15 protein-coding genes are annotated in these 17,365 nt (G+C 72.7%); 6 read left to right on the plus strand and 9 right to left on the minus strand.

Annotation, left to right across the window (positions count from 1 at the left end; translation table 11 throughout):
* Positions 1-120: 120 nt before the first annotated feature.
* Genes ACZ6I1_RS32635 through ACZ6I1_RS32645 form a run of 3 tightly spaced genes read right to left on the minus strand, consistent with a single transcriptional unit; the run spans position 121 to position 3,397 of the window.
* A complete protein-coding gene (locus tag ACZ6I1_RS32635) occupies positions 121-1,026 on the minus strand; it encodes an acyl-CoA dehydrogenase family protein (RefSeq protein ID WP_469292520.1) in 906 nt (301 codons plus the stop codon).
* A gap of 5 nt (positions 1,027-1,031) precedes the next feature.
* Positions 1,032-2,186 carry an acyl-CoA dehydrogenase gene (locus tag ACZ6I1_RS32640; protein ID WP_469292521.1) on the minus strand — a complete coding sequence of 385 codons (1,155 nt, stop codon included), beginning with the start codon at positions 2,184-2,186 and terminating at the stop codon, positions 1,032-1,034.
* A complete protein-coding gene (locus ACZ6I1_RS32645) occupies positions 2,186-3,397 on the minus strand; it encodes an amidohydrolase family protein (protein WP_469292538.1) in 1,212 nt (403 codons plus the stop codon). Before ACZ6I1_RS32645 ends, ACZ6I1_RS32640 begins: the two co-directional genes overlap by 1 nt.
* Positions 3,398-3,552: 155 nt before the next feature.
* Between ACZ6I1_RS32645 and ACZ6I1_RS32650 the strand changes: the two genes are divergently transcribed.
* The gene (locus ACZ6I1_RS32650) at positions 3,553-5,124 is read left to right on the plus strand and encodes a class I adenylate-forming enzyme family protein (RefSeq protein WP_469292522.1); all 1,572 of its coding nucleotides are present in this window, start codon (positions 3,553-3,555) and stop codon (positions 5,122-5,124) included.
* Positions 5,125-5,326: 202 nt separating this feature from the next.
* Here ACZ6I1_RS32650 and ACZ6I1_RS32655 read toward each other — a convergent pair whose 3' ends face one another.
* Positions 5,327-6,601 carry a maleylpyruvate isomerase N-terminal domain-containing protein gene (locus ACZ6I1_RS32655; RefSeq protein ID WP_469292523.1) on the minus strand — a complete coding sequence of 425 codons (1,275 nt, stop codon included), beginning with the start codon at positions 6,599-6,601 and terminating at the stop codon, positions 5,327-5,329.
* Positions 6,598-7,161: a sigma-70 family RNA polymerase sigma factor gene (locus ACZ6I1_RS32660; protein WP_469292524.1), complete on the minus strand. Its 564-nt coding sequence runs from the start codon at positions 7,159-7,161 to the stop codon at positions 6,598-6,600. The genes ACZ6I1_RS32655 and ACZ6I1_RS32660 overlap by 4 nt, the downstream gene beginning before the upstream one ends.
* Before the next feature lie 300 nt (positions 7,162-7,461).
* On the opposite strand from ACZ6I1_RS32660, the gene ACZ6I1_RS32665 reads away from it, so the two are divergent.
* Positions 7,462-7,980, plus strand: coding sequence for an EF-hand domain-containing protein (locus ACZ6I1_RS32665; protein ID WP_469292525.1), 519 nt, complete (start codon positions 7,462-7,464; stop codon positions 7,978-7,980).
* Positions 7,981-8,187: 207 nt separating this feature from the next.
* On the opposite strand, the gene purU is transcribed toward ACZ6I1_RS32665, so the two are convergent.
* Positions 8,188-9,069: a formyltetrahydrofolate deformylase gene (gene purU / locus ACZ6I1_RS32670; protein ID WP_469292526.1), complete on the minus strand. Its 882-nt coding sequence runs from the start codon at positions 9,067-9,069 to the stop codon at positions 8,188-8,190.
* Between the two features lie 14 nt (positions 9,070-9,083).
* Entirely contained in the window at positions 9,084-9,530 is a 447-nt protein-coding gene (locus ACZ6I1_RS32675; protein WP_362583426.1) for an SCO4402 family protein, read from the minus strand.
* 208 nt (positions 9,531-9,738) lie between these two features.
* Between ACZ6I1_RS32675 and ACZ6I1_RS32680 the strand changes: the two genes are divergently transcribed.
* Positions 9,739-11,046: an ABC transporter substrate-binding protein gene (locus tag ACZ6I1_RS32680; protein ID WP_469292528.1), complete on the plus strand. Its 1,308-nt coding sequence runs from the start codon at positions 9,739-9,741 to the stop codon at positions 11,044-11,046.
* 4 nt (positions 11,047-11,050) lie between these two features.
* Here ACZ6I1_RS32680 and ACZ6I1_RS32685 read toward each other — a convergent pair whose 3' ends face one another.
* Together ACZ6I1_RS32685 and ACZ6I1_RS32690 are read right to left on the minus strand one after the other, a co-directional pair.
* Positions 11,051-12,310, minus strand: coding sequence for a hypothetical protein (locus tag ACZ6I1_RS32685; RefSeq protein WP_469292529.1), 1,260 nt, complete (start codon positions 12,308-12,310; stop codon positions 11,051-11,053).
* A 99-nt stretch (positions 12,311-12,409) separates the two neighbouring features.
* On the minus strand, positions 12,410-13,792 hold the full coding sequence (locus ACZ6I1_RS32690) for a transcriptional regulator (RefSeq protein WP_469292531.1): 1,383 nt from the start codon (positions 13,790-13,792) through the stop codon (positions 12,410-12,412).
* Between the two features lie 232 nt (positions 13,793-14,024).
* Here ACZ6I1_RS32690 and ACZ6I1_RS32695 point away from each other — a divergent pair, with 232 nt between their 5' ends.
* The 3 genes from ACZ6I1_RS32695 (at position 14,025) to ACZ6I1_RS32705 (ending at position 17,321) form a co-directional block, all read left to right on the plus strand.
* Positions 14,025-14,693, plus strand: coding sequence for a bifunctional DNA primase/polymerase (locus ACZ6I1_RS32695; protein ID WP_469292532.1), 669 nt, complete (start codon positions 14,025-14,027; stop codon positions 14,691-14,693).
* Positions 14,694-14,838: 145 nt separating this feature from the next.
* On the plus strand, positions 14,839-15,684 hold the full coding sequence (locus tag ACZ6I1_RS32700; RefSeq protein WP_469292534.1) for an ABC transporter ATP-binding protein: 846 nt from the start codon (positions 14,839-14,841) through the stop codon (positions 15,682-15,684).
* Positions 15,681-17,321, plus strand: a complete 1,641-nt coding sequence (locus ACZ6I1_RS32705; protein ID WP_469292536.1) for a transporter — start codon at positions 15,681-15,683, stop codon at positions 17,319-17,321. Before ACZ6I1_RS32700 ends, ACZ6I1_RS32705 begins: the two co-directional genes overlap by 4 nt.
* Positions 17,322-17,365: the final 44 nt, after the last annotated feature.

Raw genomic sequence — 17,365 nt, forward strand, 5'->3', positions numbered from 1 at the left:
GGAGCGTACCGGAGCGACCCCCCGGCTCCGGGCCGTAAGCAGGGGGGCGAAGGACACAAACCGATATCAACTCTCTGTAATCGGACATGCGTCCCGCCCCTTCCCTCCCGTAACAGTCGGCTACGGCGCCGCACCCAGCAGTTCCTCCGCGAGCAGCTCCTCCGCCTCCGCCGCGGTCCGCCACTGCCGGGCCCGCACCCAGGCCCGCTTCAGGTGCAGGTGGACGTCCGCCTCCCACGTGAAGCCCATCCCGCCGTGCACCTGCAGGCAGTCCCGGGCGTTGGACACCGCGGCCTCGTCCGCGAGGAGCTTGGCGGCCGCGATCTCCGTGGCGTCCGCCGTCACCGCCGCCGCGTAGACCGCCGTACGGGCGACCTCCGCCCGCACCAGCATCTGCGCGCACAGGTGCTTGACCGCCTGGAACGCCCCGATCGGCTGCCCGAACTGCTCGCGCTCCCCCGCGTACCGCACCGCCAGCTCCACCGTCCGCCCCGCGCTCCCGGCCTGGAGGGCGGCCGTCAGCAGCGCCCCGGTCGAGGTGGCGGAGGAGGGCGAGGAAGAGGGCGCCTGCGGCGCGACGCGGTGCAGCGGGGTCAGCGGGTCGGCCGAGCGGACCGGGGAGCCCGAGGGGACCTCGGGGGCGCCCAGCACCGCGTCCGCCTCGCCCAGGTAGGAGACCAGGTCCCCGCCCAGGTCGAAGGCGGTGACCACCGCCGTTCCGGCCGCCGCCCCCGGGACCACCCCGGCCGCCAGGTGCGTGGCCACCAGCGGTCCCGGCAGCAGCGCCCGCCCCGCCTCCTCGAAGACGAGCACCGCCTCCGGCAGCCCGAGCCCGACCCCGCCGTCCGCCTCCGGCAGCCGCAGCGCGAAGAAGCCCGCCTCCCCCAGCTCCCGCCACAGCCCGCGGTCCACGCAGACGCCCGTGTCCACCGACGCCCGCAGGGCCTCGCGCCCGTACCGGCCCGCCAGGAGGTCGCGTACGCCCGCCCGCAGGTCCCGCTGGTCCTCGGTCGGCTGGAAGTCCATGCCCGTCACCGGCCCTTCGGGAGGCCGAGGATCCGCTCGGCGACGATGTTCCGCTGGATCTGCGAGGTGCCCGCCGCGATCGTGTACGAGAGGGACGAGAGGCGGTCCAGGGTCCACTCCTCCTCCAGGGAGAGGGACGAGGGGCCCAGCACCTCCGCCGCCACCTCGTACAGCTCCTGCCGGGCGTGCGAGTAGGCCAGCTTGAAGACGGAGCCGCCGATGCCGGGGACCCCGCCCGAACGCTGCGCCTCGCTCACGTTCCACTGCGTGAGCCGCCACAGCGCGCCGAACTCCCCGTACAGCCGCCCCAGCCTGCGCCGCGTCACCGGGTCGTCCCAGCGCCCGTTCGCCTTCGCCGTGCGGGCCAGCTCGCCCAGGGTCCGGCGGCAGGCCACGACCTCGCCCACGAAGGCCGTGCCCCGCTCGAAGGACAGGGTGACCATGGTGACCCGCCAGCCGTCGTTCTCGGCACCGACCCGGTGGGCGACCGGCACCCGTACCCCGTCCAGGAACATCTCGGCGAACTCCGTGGACCCGGCGAGCGTGCGCAGCGGCCGGATCGTCACGCCCGGCGCGTCCATGGGCATGGCCAGCCAGGAGATCCCGCGGTGCTTCGGAGCCTGCGCGTCGGTCCGTACGAGCAGTTCGCACCAGTCGGCGACCTCCGCGTGCGAGGTCCAGATCTTCGATCCGGTGATCACGTACTCGTCGCCTTCGCGGACCGCGCGCGTGCGCAGCGAGGCCAGGTCGGAGCCGGCGTCCGGCTCGCTGAACCCCTGGCACCACACCTCGTCCCCGCGCAGCACGGGCGGCAGCCAGCGCGCCCGCTGCTGCGCCGTCCCCTCGGCGGCGATGGTCGGGCCCGCGTGCAGCAGCCCGACGAAGTTGGCCCCGACGTACGGGGCGCCCGCCCGCTCGGTCTCCTCCAGGAAGATCAGGTGCTGGGTGGGGGTGGCCCCCCGGCCGCCCGCGTCCACCGGCCAGTGCAGACCCGCGTACCCGGCCTCGTACAGCCTCTTCTGCCAGCCGAGGTCGTACGCGCGCCGCCCGGGCCAGTCGTCGGGGGACGGCCTGGGCGGCAGCCCGGGGAGCTCCTTGGCGAGCCATGCGCGCAGCCGTGCCCGGAACTCCTGCTCCTGCGGCGTGTACGTCAGGTCCATCAGCGGTCCTTGCGGTCCTGGTCGAGGGGGAGGCCGAGCATGCGGATGGCGTTGCCGCGCATCAGCTTGTAGACCGTCTCCTCGTCCAGGCCCCGCACGTGGTCCAGGGCGACCTCCTTGGTGTGCGGGAAGGTCGAGTCCACGTGCGGGTAGTCGGTCTCGAACGTCGCGTTGTCGCGGCCCACCACGTCCAGCGAGGCGATGCCGTGCTTGTCGCGGAAGAAGCAGCAGAACATCTGCCGGTAGTAGTACGTGGACGGCGGCTCGGGGATCAGGTCGCGGACCCCGCCCCAGGCGCGGTGCTCCTGCCAGACGTCGTCGGCGCGCTCCAGGGCGTACGGGATCCAGCCCATCTGCCCCTCGCTGTAGGCGAGCTTGAGCGTCGGGAACTTGACCAGCACCCCGCTGAACAGGAAGTCCATCATCGAGGCCATCGCGTTGTTGAAGCTGAGCGAGGCCTGGACGGCGGGCGGGGCGTCGGGGGAGGCGGCGGGCATCTGGGAGCTGGACCCGATGTGCATGTTGACCACCGTGCCGGTCTCCTGGCAGACGGCGAAGAAGGGGTCCCAGTAGCCGGAGTGGATCGACGGCAGCCCGAGGTACGTCGGGATCTCGGAGAAGGTGACCGCCCGTACGCCCCGGGCGGCGTTGCGGCGGATCTCGGCGACCGCGAGGCCGATGTCCCACAGCGGGATGATGCACAGCGGGATCAGCCGGCCGCCGCTGTCGCCGCACCACTCCTCGACCATCCAGTCGTTGTAGGCGCGCACGCAGGCGAGCGCGACCTCCTTGTCGTGGGCCTCGGCGAAGGTCTGGCCGCAGAAGCGGGGGAAGGTCGGGAAGCACAGCGAGGCCTCGACGTGGTTGAGGTCCATGTCGGCGAGGCGGGCCTTGGGGTCCCAGCAGCCCCGGCGCATCTCCTCCCGGGTGATCCCCTCCAGCGTCATGTCGTCGCGGTCGAAGCCGACGGCGGCGATGTTGCGCTTGTACGGGAACTTCAGGTCCTCGTAGATCCACCAGTCGGTCGGCGGGCCGGCGGGGTCCATGGTGATCACGTACTTGCCGCCGGTGTACTCCAGCTCGCCGATCCCGGCGGTGAGCGCCTTGGGGCCGCGGTCCCGGTACTTGGCCGGAAGCCAGACGTCGAAGAGGTGCGCGGGCTCGATCACGTGGTCGTCGACGCTGATGATCCGTGGCAGTTCCAGTCCCATGCCGTCCAGTCCCATGCCGTCTCCCCAATCTGATGGATCGTCAGAAACAAGCTAGCCCCGCCACCCCTGGACCGACAAGCGCCGGCGCCCTACGCTCTCCGGTTGATCTGACTACCCGTCAGGTATCGAGTCAGTCGGCTATGGGGAGGCCTGGGATGACGGACACCACGACCGGCACCGCGACGGAACTGAGCCGGTCCGCGACCCTGTGGGAACTGATCGCCCGGCGCGCCGCCCTGACCCCGGACGGCACCGTCCTCATCGAAGCCGCCGAACGTCCCGCCGACGATCGCCGCCTGACCTTCGGGGAGCTGCGCGACCGTTCCGAGCGGGCCGCGGCCGGCCTGTACGCGATGGGCGTGCGCCCGGGCACGGTGGTCGCCTGGCAGCTCCCCACCCGCATCGAGACCGTCCTGCTCTCGGCCGCCCTCGCCCGGATCGGAGCCGTCCAGTCCCCCGTCATCCCCTTCTACCGGGACCGGGAGGTCGGCTTCGCGCTCCGCGAGTCGAAGGCCGAGTTCTTCGCCGTCCCGGGCGTCTGGCGGGGCTTCGACCACACGGCGATGGCCGGACGCCTCGGCGCGCGCGGCGTCTTCGAGGCGTACTCCGGCCTCCCGGACGGCGACCCCTCCGTACTGCCCCCGCCGCCCGCCTCCGGCACGGACGTGCGCTGGATCTACTGGACCTCCGGCACCACCTCCGACCCCAAGGGCGTCCTGCACACCGACCGCTCCCTGATCGCGGGAGGCTCCTGCCTCGCGCACGCCCTGCGGCCGACCCCGGCCGACGTCGGCTCGATGGCCTTCCCCTTCGCGCACATAGCCGGGCCCGACTACACCGTGATGCTGCTGCTGTACGGCTTCCCCGCGGTCCTCTTCGAGAAGTTCGCGATGCCGGACGCGCTGGCCGGCTACCGCCGCCATGGGGTCACCGTGGCCGGCGGCTCCACGGCCTTCTACTCCATGTTCCTCGCCGAACAGCGCAAGGCCCCGGGCGTCCCGCTGATCCCCTCGCTGCGGCTCCTGGCGGGCGGCGGCGCCCCCAAGCCGCCGGAGATCTACCACGCCGTCGTACGGGAGATGGGCTGCCGGCTGACCCACGGCTACGGCATGACCGAGGTCCCGATGATCACGATGGGCGACCCGGACGACACGGCGGAACACCTGGCCACCACCGAGGGCCGGCCCCCGGCCGGGATGTCCATCCGCATCACGGACCCGGACGGCGCCCCGCTGGCGGCGGGGGTGGACGGGGAGGTGCGGCTGCGGGGGGAGGCGGTGTGCCAGGGCTATCTGAACCGGGAGGGGCCGGCGGATGCGGCGGAGGTGTTCGACCGGGACGGCTACCTGATCACGGGCGACCTGGGGCACCTCACGGAGGACGGGTACCTGGTGCTGACCGGGCGGAGCAAGGACGTGATCATCCGCAAGGGCGAGAACATCTCGGCGAAGGAGATCGAGGACCTGCTGCACGAGCTGCCGGGCGTCGGCGATGTGGCGGTGATCGGGCTGCCGGACGCGGAGCGGGGGGAGCGGGTGTGTGCCGTGGTCGAGCAGCCGGCGGGGTCTGCGCCGCCGCTGACGCTGGCGCAGGTGACGGCGTACCTGCGGGCCGCGGGGCTGGCCACGCACAAGCTGCCGGAGCAGCTGGAGATCGTGGACGCGCTGCCGCGTAACGAGGCCTTGCGCAAGGTCCTGAAGTACCGCCTCCGCGAGCGCTTCGCCTGACCCCGGGTGGGGCTACGGGGGCCGCTGCGCGGGGCGATTCCCCCACCCCGCCCCTTCCCGAAACGGGGCTCCGCCCGGACCCGCGCCTCAACCGCCGGCGGGGCTGGATGTGCCGCTGTGCGGCACCCGGGCCGCCGGCGTCTGAGGCGCGGCGTCTGGGGCGGCGCCCCGGTTCTTGGGCCCGGCGGCGGGCCGGGCCCCGTTACATGCGGCTCAGGGAGGCGGCGGCGAAGAGGACGTCGCGGATGGCCTCGCGGTCGCCGTGCTGGCCCGCGGCCGCCTCCTCCGGGGAGATGTGCCCGGCAGCCAGCTGGCAGAACTCGACGCGGTCCAGCGCGATCTCCGCCACCGTCCGCTCGGCCGACGGCACGGCTCCCGGCGAGTCCAGCGCGATGTCCCACCCGCCCCCGCCCGCACCCTCGATCTCCAGGTGCAGGGTCCGCCCCGGCGCACCCGCCGCGACCAGCCCGCGCGCCGGAGCGGCGAGGCCCGCGCGGCGGCGTTGCGCCAGCGCCCCGGGGAGCAGCCGCGCCGCCAGGTCGATCATCCGGTGCAGGTGCGGCCCGGCCGGCGGCTCGTACGGGTAGTCCACCGCCTCCGCGATGTCCCACGCGTGGACCCAGCACTCGAAGGCCCGCTCCAGGAACGCGTCCCCGAGGGGGAGCGCGAAATCCCCGTAGTCGACCGAGAGTTCCGCCACGCCGCGGCCCGCGAAGGAGACCGTGCGCACCAGCGTGTGCCCCTGCTCCCGCCACGGCTCGCGGACCTGCCGCGTGGTCGGGTACGCCGACGCCTTCCAGAAGTGCTCCGTCCGCTCGGCCGGACCGACGCCGGCCGGCGCCTCCTTGCCCAGCGGATCGTCCAGCCCCAGCGCGGTGGCCACCAGCCCGTCCACCGCCAGCAGGTGCCCGATCACTCCCGCGACCGTCGTCCGGTGCGAGGTGCGCCGCTCCTCCTCGAACCACTTGAGCCGGACCGGGGTGTGCCACTCCGAGTCCCCGAAGTCCTGGAGCAGCGCGTCGAGCCGCGCGGTCTCGGTGTCGTACGGGTTCGCCCACACCGGCACCGGGATCCGGGCCGGCCGCTTGCCCAGGCAGTCCTCCAGGACCCGCGAGCGCAGCAGCGGCTTGAGGTCGAGGTTCTCCTCCGGGTGCAGCAGCCCCACCGCGTCGCGCAGCCGCAGCGCCTCTTCCGCGCAGGGCGCGCACTCGGTGAGGTGGTCCTCCACCGCCTGGGTCTCCTCGGCGGAGCACGCGGCGAGCGCCCACGCGCCGAGCAGCGACTTCAGTACGGCGTGGGAGGGCGGCACGGCCGGCAGCGGCTTCAACTGCGGTGTCCGCGGCGCCTGTGGGGCCTGTGGGGCCTGTGGGGCCTGCCGCGGGTCGAGGTCGTCGGCGGCGGCGCGCGGACCTGGTATCCGCGCCGGGCCGCCGGGGCGCTCGTATCCGTCCTCGGGCCACTCGGCGGGGCCGTTCATCGCGACGTTCCATATCCGGGCTGGGCGGCGTCCTCCTGCGGGAGGGCGTTGGCGGTCGACAGCAGTTGGAGCCCGAGCCGCAGCCGGCGCCGCGCCTCGTCCTCGCTGATCTGGAGGTCGGCGGCGGCCTGCCGGTAGTCGCGCCGTTTGAAGTACGCGAGTTCGAGCGCGGCACGCAGCGGTGCGGGCATGGAGGTGACGATGTAGTCCGCTCGGGCGGCGGCGTTGGCGCTGCGCACTTTCTGCTCGAGCTCCTCGCGGGATCCGCGGCCGAGTTCGGCCTGCCGCAGCCGGGCCACCGCCTGGCCCTGGGTGATCCGGGCGACCCAGGAGCGCATGGAGCCCTGCTTGGGGTCGTAGGCGTCCGGGTTCTCCCAGATGTAGCCGAAGACCTCGCGGGTGATCCGGTCCGCGGCCTTCTCGTCGCCCAGCACCCGGTGCGCCAGGCTGTGCACGAGCGAGGCGAAGCGGTCGTACAGCTCCCCGAGCGCGGCGGCCTCGCCCCGGGCGAGGCGTTGCTGCATGCGGCGGTCCCAGCGCGGTGGTACGTCCTTCGGCATACTGCCCCCAGCCGTGTGTCGACCCATCGAATGTAATGGGCCCCTGGCCGATCGCGCCCGTTTTGCGCGAAGGTCACTCGGGAAGTCAGCCCTCCGTGATAGGGGCGTGGCGGTGTGTGAACCGTGGTATGGGGAGCGGCACATGGGGACAGGTGTACGCGCCCCGTCGCGCTTCCCGTGCGCGGGTTCGATGCGTTCGCGCCCTTGACCCGTTCGCTTAACGCACAGGCCACTGAGGCCTTACGCTCCTGCCTTGTCTTGAACTGAACCCACCGCACACGTGAAGGCGGAACGCCGAACATGGACAGCGCAGAGTACGAGCGCAAGATCGCCGCCCGATTCGCCACCTTCGACCAGGACGGGTCCGGGTATATCGACCGGGAGGACTTCAGCGTGGCCGCGAAGGCCGTCCTGGCCGAATTCGGCACCACGGCCCGGTCGGACAGGGGCCAGGCCGTCTTCGCCGGTGCGGAGGCGTTCTGGCAGGGCATGGCCGGAATCGCGGACGTCGACGGGGACCAGCGGGTGTCCCGCGAGGAGTTCATCACCGGGGCGGCGAAGCGGCTGCGGGACAACCCGGACCGGTTCGCGGAGATCGCGCGGCCGTTCCTGCGGGCCGTGATCGCGGTGGCGGACGAGGACGGGGCGGGCGCGACGCCGGCGGCCGCGGCCCGGGTCCTGCGCGTGCTGGGCACGGCGCCGGAGCTGGCCACGGGGGTGGCTGCGGCGCTGGACGCGGACGGGGACGGGCGGATCTCGGAGGACGAGATCCTCGCGGCGTTCGCGTCGTACTGCGGCGTGGAGGCGCCCGACGCGTGACCCCTGCGGGGGGCTTGGCGGGGGGGCTGGTCGGGCCGGCGCCCGGGCTTCGGGGGGCGGGGCCAGGGCCGGGGCCGGGGTGGGGTGTTGTCCGGGACTCATGATTTATGGCGCCCTGTGCGGATTCGACCCAGATGCTTGATTCCGCGCCAACAAATCACGTTTTACGTCCCGGACAACACCCCACCCCGGCCCCGTCCCCGGCGGCTAGGCGAAGACCACCGTGCGGGCGCCGTTGAGGAGGACGCGGTGTTCGCTGTGCCACTTCACGGCGCGGGCGAGTGCCTGGCATTCGACGTCGCGGCCGATGGCCACCAGCTGGTCCGGGGTGACCTCGTGGCCGACCCGCTCGACCTCCTGCTCGATGATCGGCCCCTCGTCGAGGTCGGCCGTCACGTAGTGGGCGGTCGCGCCGATCAGCTTCACGCCCCGCGCGTGCGCCTGGTGGTACGGCTTCGCGCCCTTGAAGCTCGGCAGGAACGAGTGGTGGATGTTGATGATCCGCCCGCTCAGTTCCTTGCACAGGGTGTCGGACAGCACTTGCATGTAGCGGGCGAGGACGACGAGCTCGACGTTCTCGGCACGCACGAGTTCCAGCAGCTGCGCCTCCGCCGCCGCCTTGGTGTCCTTCGTCACCGGGATGTGCACGAACGGGATGTCGTACGAGCCCACGAGCTCCGCGAAGTCCGTGTGGTTGGAGACCACGGCCGCGATCTCGATCGGCAGGGCGCCGATGCTCGAGCGGAACAGCAGGTCGTTGAGGCAGTGGCCGAACTTCGACACCATGATGATGATCCGCATGCGCTCGTCGGAGCGGTGGATCTGCCAGTCCATCTTGAAGGAGTCGCCGATCGCGGCGAAGCTCGCGCGCAGCTTCTCCAGCGTCACGGCCGGCTCGGCCTCGAAATGCACCCGCATGAAGAAGAGCCCGGTCGCCCGGTCTCCGAACTGCTGGCTGTCCACGATGTTGCAGCCGGTCATGAAGAGGTAACTCGACACGGCGTGCACGATGCCCTGCTTGTCGGGGCAGGACATGGTCAGGACGTACTGCGGGGGCTGGGGCTGTGCCTCGGGCTGCGGGTCGCTCATGACCGCATAGCCTTTCACACCGCGCGAGTGAGGATCCTCAACACTTCCAGCGACCGCGGCCGCACGTCCGGGTCGTCGCCGTCGGCCGTGGCCAGCCGTACGTGGGCCTCGCGCGCGGCGCGGACCGCCTCGGGCCAGGCGTGGTGTTCCAGGTAGGCGGAGACGGCCGCGTCGGGGCCGACCTGGTGCATGATGCGGAGCACCCGCAGCACGGCGAGGTCGACGAGGGCCGCCTCCTGTGAGTCGCGGAAGATCGTGCCGACGTACTTCTCGGCCGACCAGCTGTCGAGCCAGGTGTCCTCCACGAGCCGGTACACGGCGTCGGTGACGTCCCCGAAGCCTTCGGCGCCGGCGAGCCAGGTGTCCTCGTGGAAGGCCGGATCGGAGAGCATGTGCAGCGCCGAGCGCACATTGCTGCGCCAGCGCCACCACGGCATGTCGTTCAGGGGCATGCCGCCCATGGTGGAGGAGCGGCCACCGCGACGGGAAGAGTTCTTCGAACCTTGGGCGAATGTCACGCCGTCGATCGTACGTTCCCGCCCTCCGCGATCTTCGGGCGCCCGTGAACAAACGGAGGCGAACATTCCCCCCGGCAATTCACCTGTACGTCACCGGATGTTGTGGACCGCTCACTCTCGAGTTCCCCGGCGGGCGGAATGGTGCATGGACATGACCGATTGGCGACACACAGCAACCCTCTCCCGCACCTTCCTGGCCACGGCGATCGGTGCGTGTCTCGTCGCCGGGTGCGGCGCGATCCCCGGCGGCTCGGGAGGTTCCGGACAGACCCTCACCGTCATGACGTTCGCGCCCGAGGACACCAAGGCGACCAACATGCCCGGAATGCCCGGCATGGCCAAGGCGTACGAGCGCTGGATCAACTCCAAGGGCGGCATCAACGGCCGCAAGCTGCGCGTGGTGACCTGCAACGAGAAGAACACCCCCAGCGGCGCCGCCGACTGCGCCCGCAAGGCCATCGACGAGAAGGCCGTCGCCGTCGTCGGCTCCTACAGCCAGCACGGACGCGCCTTCATGGCCCCGCTCGAGGCCGAGGGCATCCCGTTCATCGGCGGCTACGGGGTCTCCTCCGAGGAGTTCCAGTCGGTCCTCTCGTACCCCGTCAACGGCGGCCAGCCCGTTCTCCTGGCCGGCGCCGGCCACCAGCTGGGCCGCGCATGCGCCCAGGTCGCCCTCGTCCGCCCCGACACCCTCGCGGGCGACTCGATGCCGATCCTGCTGAACGCCGGGCTCAAGGCCAACAAGATCGCCGAAGCCTCCGACATCCGGGCCGCCGAGGACTCCGCGGACTTCTCGGTGCAGGCCCGCGAGGCCCTCGCCGACACCACCGCCAACGCCGCCGCCGGCAGCAAGGACAAGGAGAAGGAGAAGGCCAAGGCGTGTGTGACCGCCGTCCTCGGCGAGCGCACCGAGACCTTCTTCGACGCCTTCCGCCGCGCCGACGGGCAGAACAAGAAGCCGCAGATCTCCTCGGTCCTCGGCAGCGTCAGCCAGTCCGTGGTGGACCGCACCGGCGGCAAGGAGAGCCCCTTCGAGGGCGCGTTCCTGACCAGCTGGTACCCGGTGGCCGGCGATCCGCTCTGGGACCCGATGCGCAAGGTGATCAACGAATTCGCCTTCGGAGACGACGGCGTCGACCCCGACGACAGCGGCACCCAGACCACCTGGATCGCGTACACCGTGCTGAACGAGATCGTGAAGCGCTTCAAGCCGGACGAGGACATCACGGCCCGCAAGGTCGCGCGGGGGCTCAACCAGGCGGAGGCCGTGGGCACCGGCGGACTCACCCCGGAACTGAGCTGGCGCTACCAGGACATGCGCGCCGTCGCCGGCTTCCCCCGCATCGTCAACGGCCGGGTGACCTTCCAGGTCGTCCAGGCGGGCCGGCTCGTCGCCCAGGAGGGGGAGCAGACCATGGACATGACCGCGACGCTGGAGCAGGCCCCCCGCGCGGCCTGACGGCTCACAGTTGTGACTTGTCGCGCTTGGTGAGCCCGTACTTGGCGGCGATGGTGTTCCACAGGGTCGCGGCCGTCTCCTTGGCTTTCGTCGCCTCCCCGCTCGCCTTGTTGCCGGCGGTGGCGTTCTCGGAGCCCTTGGCCTTGCCGTCCTTGCACTTGTCGTCGTCCACGTCGTCCGCCCAGGCGGCGTAGTGGTTGTCGGCGGCCGCGGAGGACTTCCACGCCTTGGTGAGCGCGGCGGTCAGCTTGGCGTGGTCGGGGAGCTGGTCGACCTTCAGTTCCTGGAGGCGGGTGACGAGCTCCTCGCGCTGGCGGGCCGCGTCGCGCAGGTCGGCGGCCGCCTGGTCGAGGTTGCTGCAGCTCTTGATGTCTTCCACGGCCTTGATCACCGCGGCCCGGCTGTCGTTGCTGTCCGCGAGGAGCTTGTCCAGCTGGACGGCCTGCGGGCGGCCCGGGTCGACGGGGGCCTCGCCGGCGGGCGCCGCCGAGCCACCGCTCGCGGTGGCCGTGGGGGGAACCGCGCCCGGGTCGTTGTTCTGCGGCTTGCCGTCGCCGAGCAGCGAGCCGACGCCCAGCCCGACCACGGCCAGGCCGATGACCACCGCGGCGATGATCGCGGGCGAGACCCTGCGGGGGGCCTCCGGCGGTGGGGGCGGGGGCGGCGCGAACTGCGGGTTCTGGTGCGGGTGCGCGTTCTGGTGCGGGCGTGGCTGGTTGTACTGCTGCGGCGGTACGGGGCCCTGCGCGCGCGGCGGATGGGAGCGCGGCGGGACGGGGGGCAGGTGCTGGGTCTGCGCGGCGGGTGCGTCACCGCGGAACAGCCCGTCGAACGGCTCCATCCCGGAAGCCGCGGGGACCGGCGGGAGGTACTGCGTCGCGGCCTCCTCGTGCGCGGGGGCGGCGGGGGCGGCGGGGACCGGCGGGAGGTACTGGGTCGCGGCCTCCTCGTGCGCGGGGCCGGCGGGCACCGGCGGGATGTACTGGGTCGCCGCCTCCTCGTGCGCGGCAGCGACCGGGGCCGCAGCCGGAGCCGGGGCCGCGGGTACGGGCGGGATGTACTGGGTCACCGCCTCGGGCAGCGGCGGGTAGCCGTAGCCGTGCGGATCGCCCGGACCCTCGTACCCGGGGCCCACCACGTGCCCGGGTTCCGCCGGCGGCTGCGGCTGCGACTGCTGCTGGGGCTGCTGCGGGTAGCCGTACGCGGGCTCCGGACCCCACGGGGCACCCGGCTGGGGGCCGCTCCCCTGTCCGTTCTCCGTCACCGGGTCTCCTTCTCCGACTCGCCCGAACCTACGGAACCGTCGGTCACGCTACCGTTCCCGTGGTTGATGGCCAATGTCGGCCGAACCGCCAGACACCCCCTAGGCGACCCGGGCCTCCAGCCGGGCGGTGAACTCGCGGACCGCCGCCTCCTGCGCGTACGGCTCCAGGCGCTCCCGGAAATCGTCCAGGTACTCCGCGCCCCTGGTGGAGCGCAGGTCCGCCAGCAGGTCGGCCGCCTGGGTGGCCGTCTGGCAGGCCTGTTCCACCTCGCGCTGCTGGACCTGCGCCGCCGCCAGCAGGAACAGTCCGATGGCCCGGCGGCGCGCCTTGCCCGCCGGGAGGCCCCGTAGCGCCTCCGCCGCCTGCCGGGCCGCCGCGTCCGCCTGGCCCAGGTCCCGGTGGCAGTGGGCCAGCTCGTCCGCGAGGTACGCCCGGTCGAAGTGGCGGATCCACACCGGGTCGTCACCCGATTCCGGCTCCGCGCGCTCCAGCGCCGTGACGGCCCGCGACGACAGCACCGCCGTGGCCCGGTTGTCGCCGAGCAGCGCGTGCCCGCGCGCCTCGGCGGCGTAGAACATGGCCTCCACGCGCGGGGTGACCTGCCCCCGCGTCCCCTCCTGGGCGGCCCGGGCCAGCTGGGCGATCTCCCGCGGGTTGCCCAGTTCGGCGGCGAGGTGGCTCATCGACGCCGCGAGCACGTAGCCCCCGTACCCGCGGTCGCCGGCCGCCTGCGCGAGCCGCAGCGCCTGGATGTAGTAGCGCTGGGCCAGCCCCGGCTGGCCGGTGTCCACCGCCATGTAGCCCGCGAGCTCCGTCAGCCGGGCCACCGCCCCGAACAGCGCCCGCCCGACGGGCTCCCGGTACGAGCCGCCGATCAGCCCGGACACCACGGAGTTGAGGTAGTGCACGACCACCGGCCGCACGTGGCCGCTGCCGAAGCGGTGGTCGAGCTCCTTGAGGGCCTCGGTGGTGGCCCGTACCGCCTCCACGTCGGACATGCCGACGCGCGAGCCGCCGGTGCGCGCCACGTGCGGGTCGGCGCCGGTGATCAGCCAGTCGCGGCTCGGCTCGACGAGCGCGGACGCGGCCACGCTGGAGCCCGCCAGGAAGTCGCGCCGTCCCACGTCGCTGCGCCACAGCTCGCAGACCTGCTCGATGGCGCCGACGACGGTCGGGGAGAACACCAGGCCGACACCGGAGGCGAGGTTCTTGCCGTTCGCCATGCCGATCTCGTCGATGGTGACGGTCCGGCCGAGTTTGCGGCCGAGCGCCTCGGCGATGATTCCGGGAGCACGGCCGCGGGGCTGCTGGCCGCGCAGCCAGCGGGCCACGGAGGTCTTGTCGTAGCGGAGGTCGAGGCCGTGTTCCGCCCCGCACATGTTGACCCGCCGGGCGAGCCCGGCATTGGAGCACCCGGCTTCCTGGATGAGCGCCTGCAGCCGTTCGTTCGGCTGGCGGGCGACGAGAGGCCTGGCTGCCATGAAAACCCCCTGAGGCCGCGGGTGATCGTTGGAAAGATCACTTCCCGCCTGATGTGCGGAGAATCATCCGCTCTGCGTCGTGTCGCTACCCACCTCCGGCGCCCCGGGCTCCCACGCGCCCCCGCCCGTGCATCGGTGCGCCCCGTATGCAGGATCGATGCACCGCCCACCGGCCGGTTTACGCCCGTAACCCCGGGTGACCCGCGGAGTTGTGATGGGCGTGGAAGAGACCATGGGAGTCACGGAGACCGCACCCATCCCCAAGCAGCGCGGCGAGCAGCTGCTGGACCATGCCGTGCGGTACGCGGAAGAACGGCACTGGGACGTCTTCGCCGGCACCTGGCTGGAGGCGGGAGACGGACGGGAGTTGTGCTCCTGCGGGGCGGAGGACTGCCCGGCGCCCGGCGCGCACCCGGCGGTGAAGGACTGGGCGGCGCAGGCGACCGGCAGCGCGGTGCGGGTCCGGCAGATCTGGGGGCGGCACCCGGGGGCCTCGATCCTGATGCCGACGGGCCGGACCTTCGACGCGCTGGACGTGCCGGACGCGGCCGGGTTCCTGGCCCTGGCGCGGCTGGAGCGGATGGAGCGCACGATCGGGCCGGTCACCCTCACGCCCGACCACCGCATGCTCTTCTTCGTCCTGCCGGGCGCCGGGGCCAAGGTCCCGGACCTCGTGCGCAAGCTGGGCTGGACGCCGTCGGCGATCGACCTCGCCGCCCGGGGCGAGGGCGAGTACGTGGCCGCCCCGCCCACCCGCTTCGGCGGCCGGGGCTCGGTCCAGTGGGCGCGGCGCCCCACCCCGGCGAACCGGTGGCTGCCGGACACGGAGGAGCTCATCGACGCGCTGGCGTACGCGTGCGGGAGCGAGGCCGCGGCCGAACGCAAGCGGCGCCAGGGCTGATCCCCCCGGCCGGGGTCGACGTGGCCTCCCGCCTGGGACATTACTGACCGGAAACTCATGACATAAGTAACTGCTCAGGCCTCTCCCCCTCCTCCTATGGTGAGGAAAGAACGACCAACGGGGACGTGTGACGAGAGGCAGGCGCATGCCGGACCAGGGTGATGCGACGGGTGGGACGTACGGGACGGGTGGCGCGCGATCCGCGCCGTCCGCCGTGCGGGTGGAAGGTCTGTGGAAGCGCTTCGGCGAGCAGGTGGCCGTCGCCGGGATCGACCTGGAGCTGCCCGCGGGCCAGTTCATCGGGCTGGTCGGCCCGAACGGCGCGGGGAAGACGACGACGCTGTCGATGGTGACCGGTCTGCTGCGTCCGGACATGGGGCGGGTCGTCGTCGCCGGGCACGACGTGTGGGCGGACCCGGCCGAGGTGAAGTCGCGGATCGGCGTACTGCCGGAGGGCATGCGGCTCTTCGAGCGGCTCTCGGGGCGCGAACTCCTCGGCTACATGGGCCGGTTGCGGGGGCTGCCGGGCGAGGAGACCGACAAGCGGGCGACGCAGCTGCTGGAGGTCCTGGACCTGGCCGGCTCGCAGCACAAGCTGGTCGTGGACTACTCGACGGGCATGCGAAAGAAGATCGGCCTGGCGGCCGCGCTGCTGCACAATCCCGAAGTGCTGTTCCTGGACGAGCCCTTCGAGGGCGTGGACCCGGTGTCGGCGCAGACCATCCGCGGGGTGCTGGAACGTTACACCGCGTCCGGAGCCACGGTCGTCTTCTCCTCCCACGTGATGGAGCTCGTCGAGTCGCTCTGCGACTGGGTGGCCGTCATGGCCGCCGGGCGGATCCGCGCCGCGGGCCCCCTGGCCGACGTACGGGGCTCCGCGCCCTCCCTGCAGGCCGCCTTCCTCGAACTGGTCGGCGCGCACGGGCGCGATGCCGCCGGGGACTCCCTGGACTGGCTGGGCGGCGGCTCCGGAACGGCGGCCGCACGATGACCGCGGTCACGTCCTCCGGCGTTTCCGCCTCTTCCGCCGCTCCCGCCGCTCCCGCCCCGCTGACGGCGGTCTTCGTCCGGCTGAAGCTGTCGCTGCTGCGCAACGGGCTGAAGGGCTCCTCCAAGCGCAAGGCCGCCTGGATCACCTCGCTGGTCTTCTCGGTGGTCATCGCCTTCTTCGTCACGCTCGGCCTGGCCATGCTGCGCGGCAACGCCCACGCGGGCACCGTCGTCGTGCTGCTGGCCGCGATCCTGGCGCTGGGCTGGACCGTCATGCCGCTGTTCTTCCCGACCGGCGACGAGACCCTCGACCCGAGCCGGCTGGTCATGCTGCCGCTGCGCCCGCGTCCTCTCGTACGGGCCCTGCTGGCCTCCTCGCTGATCGGCATCGGGCCGCTGTTCACGCTGTGCCTGGCGACCGGCTCGGTGATCGCCGTCGCGCGGGGCGGAGCCGGGGTGGTGGCCGCGGTGGTGGCCGCCCCGCTGCTGCTCCTGGGCTGCGTGGCCCTCGCGCGGGCGGTGGCCACGGCCAACGTGCGGCTGCTGACCAGCCGCAAGGGGCGGGACCTGGCGCTGCTCAGCGGCCTGCTGATCGCGGTGGGCGCGCAGTTGGCCAACTTCGCCAGCCAGCGCCTGTTCCAGGCGGGCGGCCTGTCCCAGCTGGAGCCGGCCGAGGCGGTGGTGCGGTGGCTGCCGCCGGCGACCGCCGTCGGCATGGTGGATTCCGCGAGCAAGGGCTCGTACGAGCAGGCGGCGGCCCAACTGGCCGTCACGGTCGGCGCCCTGGTCCTGCTCCTGTGGTTCTGGGAGCGCAGCCTGACCAAGCTGATGGTGACGCCGGACGGCTCGACCATCGCGGCCGCCAAGCCGGAGAAGGACCGCGGCCAGGGCGGCTTCTGGGCGCTGCTGCCGGCGGGCCGGACGGGCGCGGTCATGCAGCGGACGCTGCGCTACGCCGTCCGCGATCCGAAGACGAAGTCGGCGTGGGTGACGGCGCTGGCGATCGGTCTGATCGTCCCGGTCTTCAACGCCCTCCAGGGCACGGGCTCGCTCTACCTCGCCTGCTTCGGCGCCGGGATGCTGGGTGTGCAGATGTACAACCAGTTCGGGCAGGACACGTCGGCGTTCTGGATGGTCGCGCAGACCGTCTCCACGCCGCGCGACGCGTACGTGGAACTGCGCGCGCGGGCCGCTGCGCTGGCCCTGGTCACCGTCCCGTACACGGTCTTCGTGACGGCGGTGACGGCCGCCCTGGTCGGCAACTGGTCCGGCTTCCCGGCGGCGCTGGGACTGGCGCTGGCGCTGCTGGGCGCGATGCTCTGCACGGGTGCGGTGGCCTCGGCCCGGTATCCGTACTCGATCCCGACGGAGGGCGCGTTCAAGAACGTCGCCCCGGGTCAGGCCGGCCTGGCCTGGATGGGCATCTTCGGCGGGATGCTCGCGTCGGCGCTGGTGTGCGCCCCGTTGATCGCCCTGACGATCTGGTTCCACGTGGCCGACCTCCAGGACGTGTCCTGGCTGTTGCTCCCCCTGGGCGTGGCCTGGGGCGCCCTGGCCACCTGGTCGGGGCTGCGTCTGGCGGCCCCGGTGGTGGCGCGGAAGCTGCCGGAGATCCTGGTGGCGGTGAGCAAGGGGTAGCGGCGGGGGCGGGGCGGGGGCGGGCCGTTGCGACGGCCCGCCCC

The organism is Streptomyces sp. NPDC046303 (assembly GCF_055588085.1).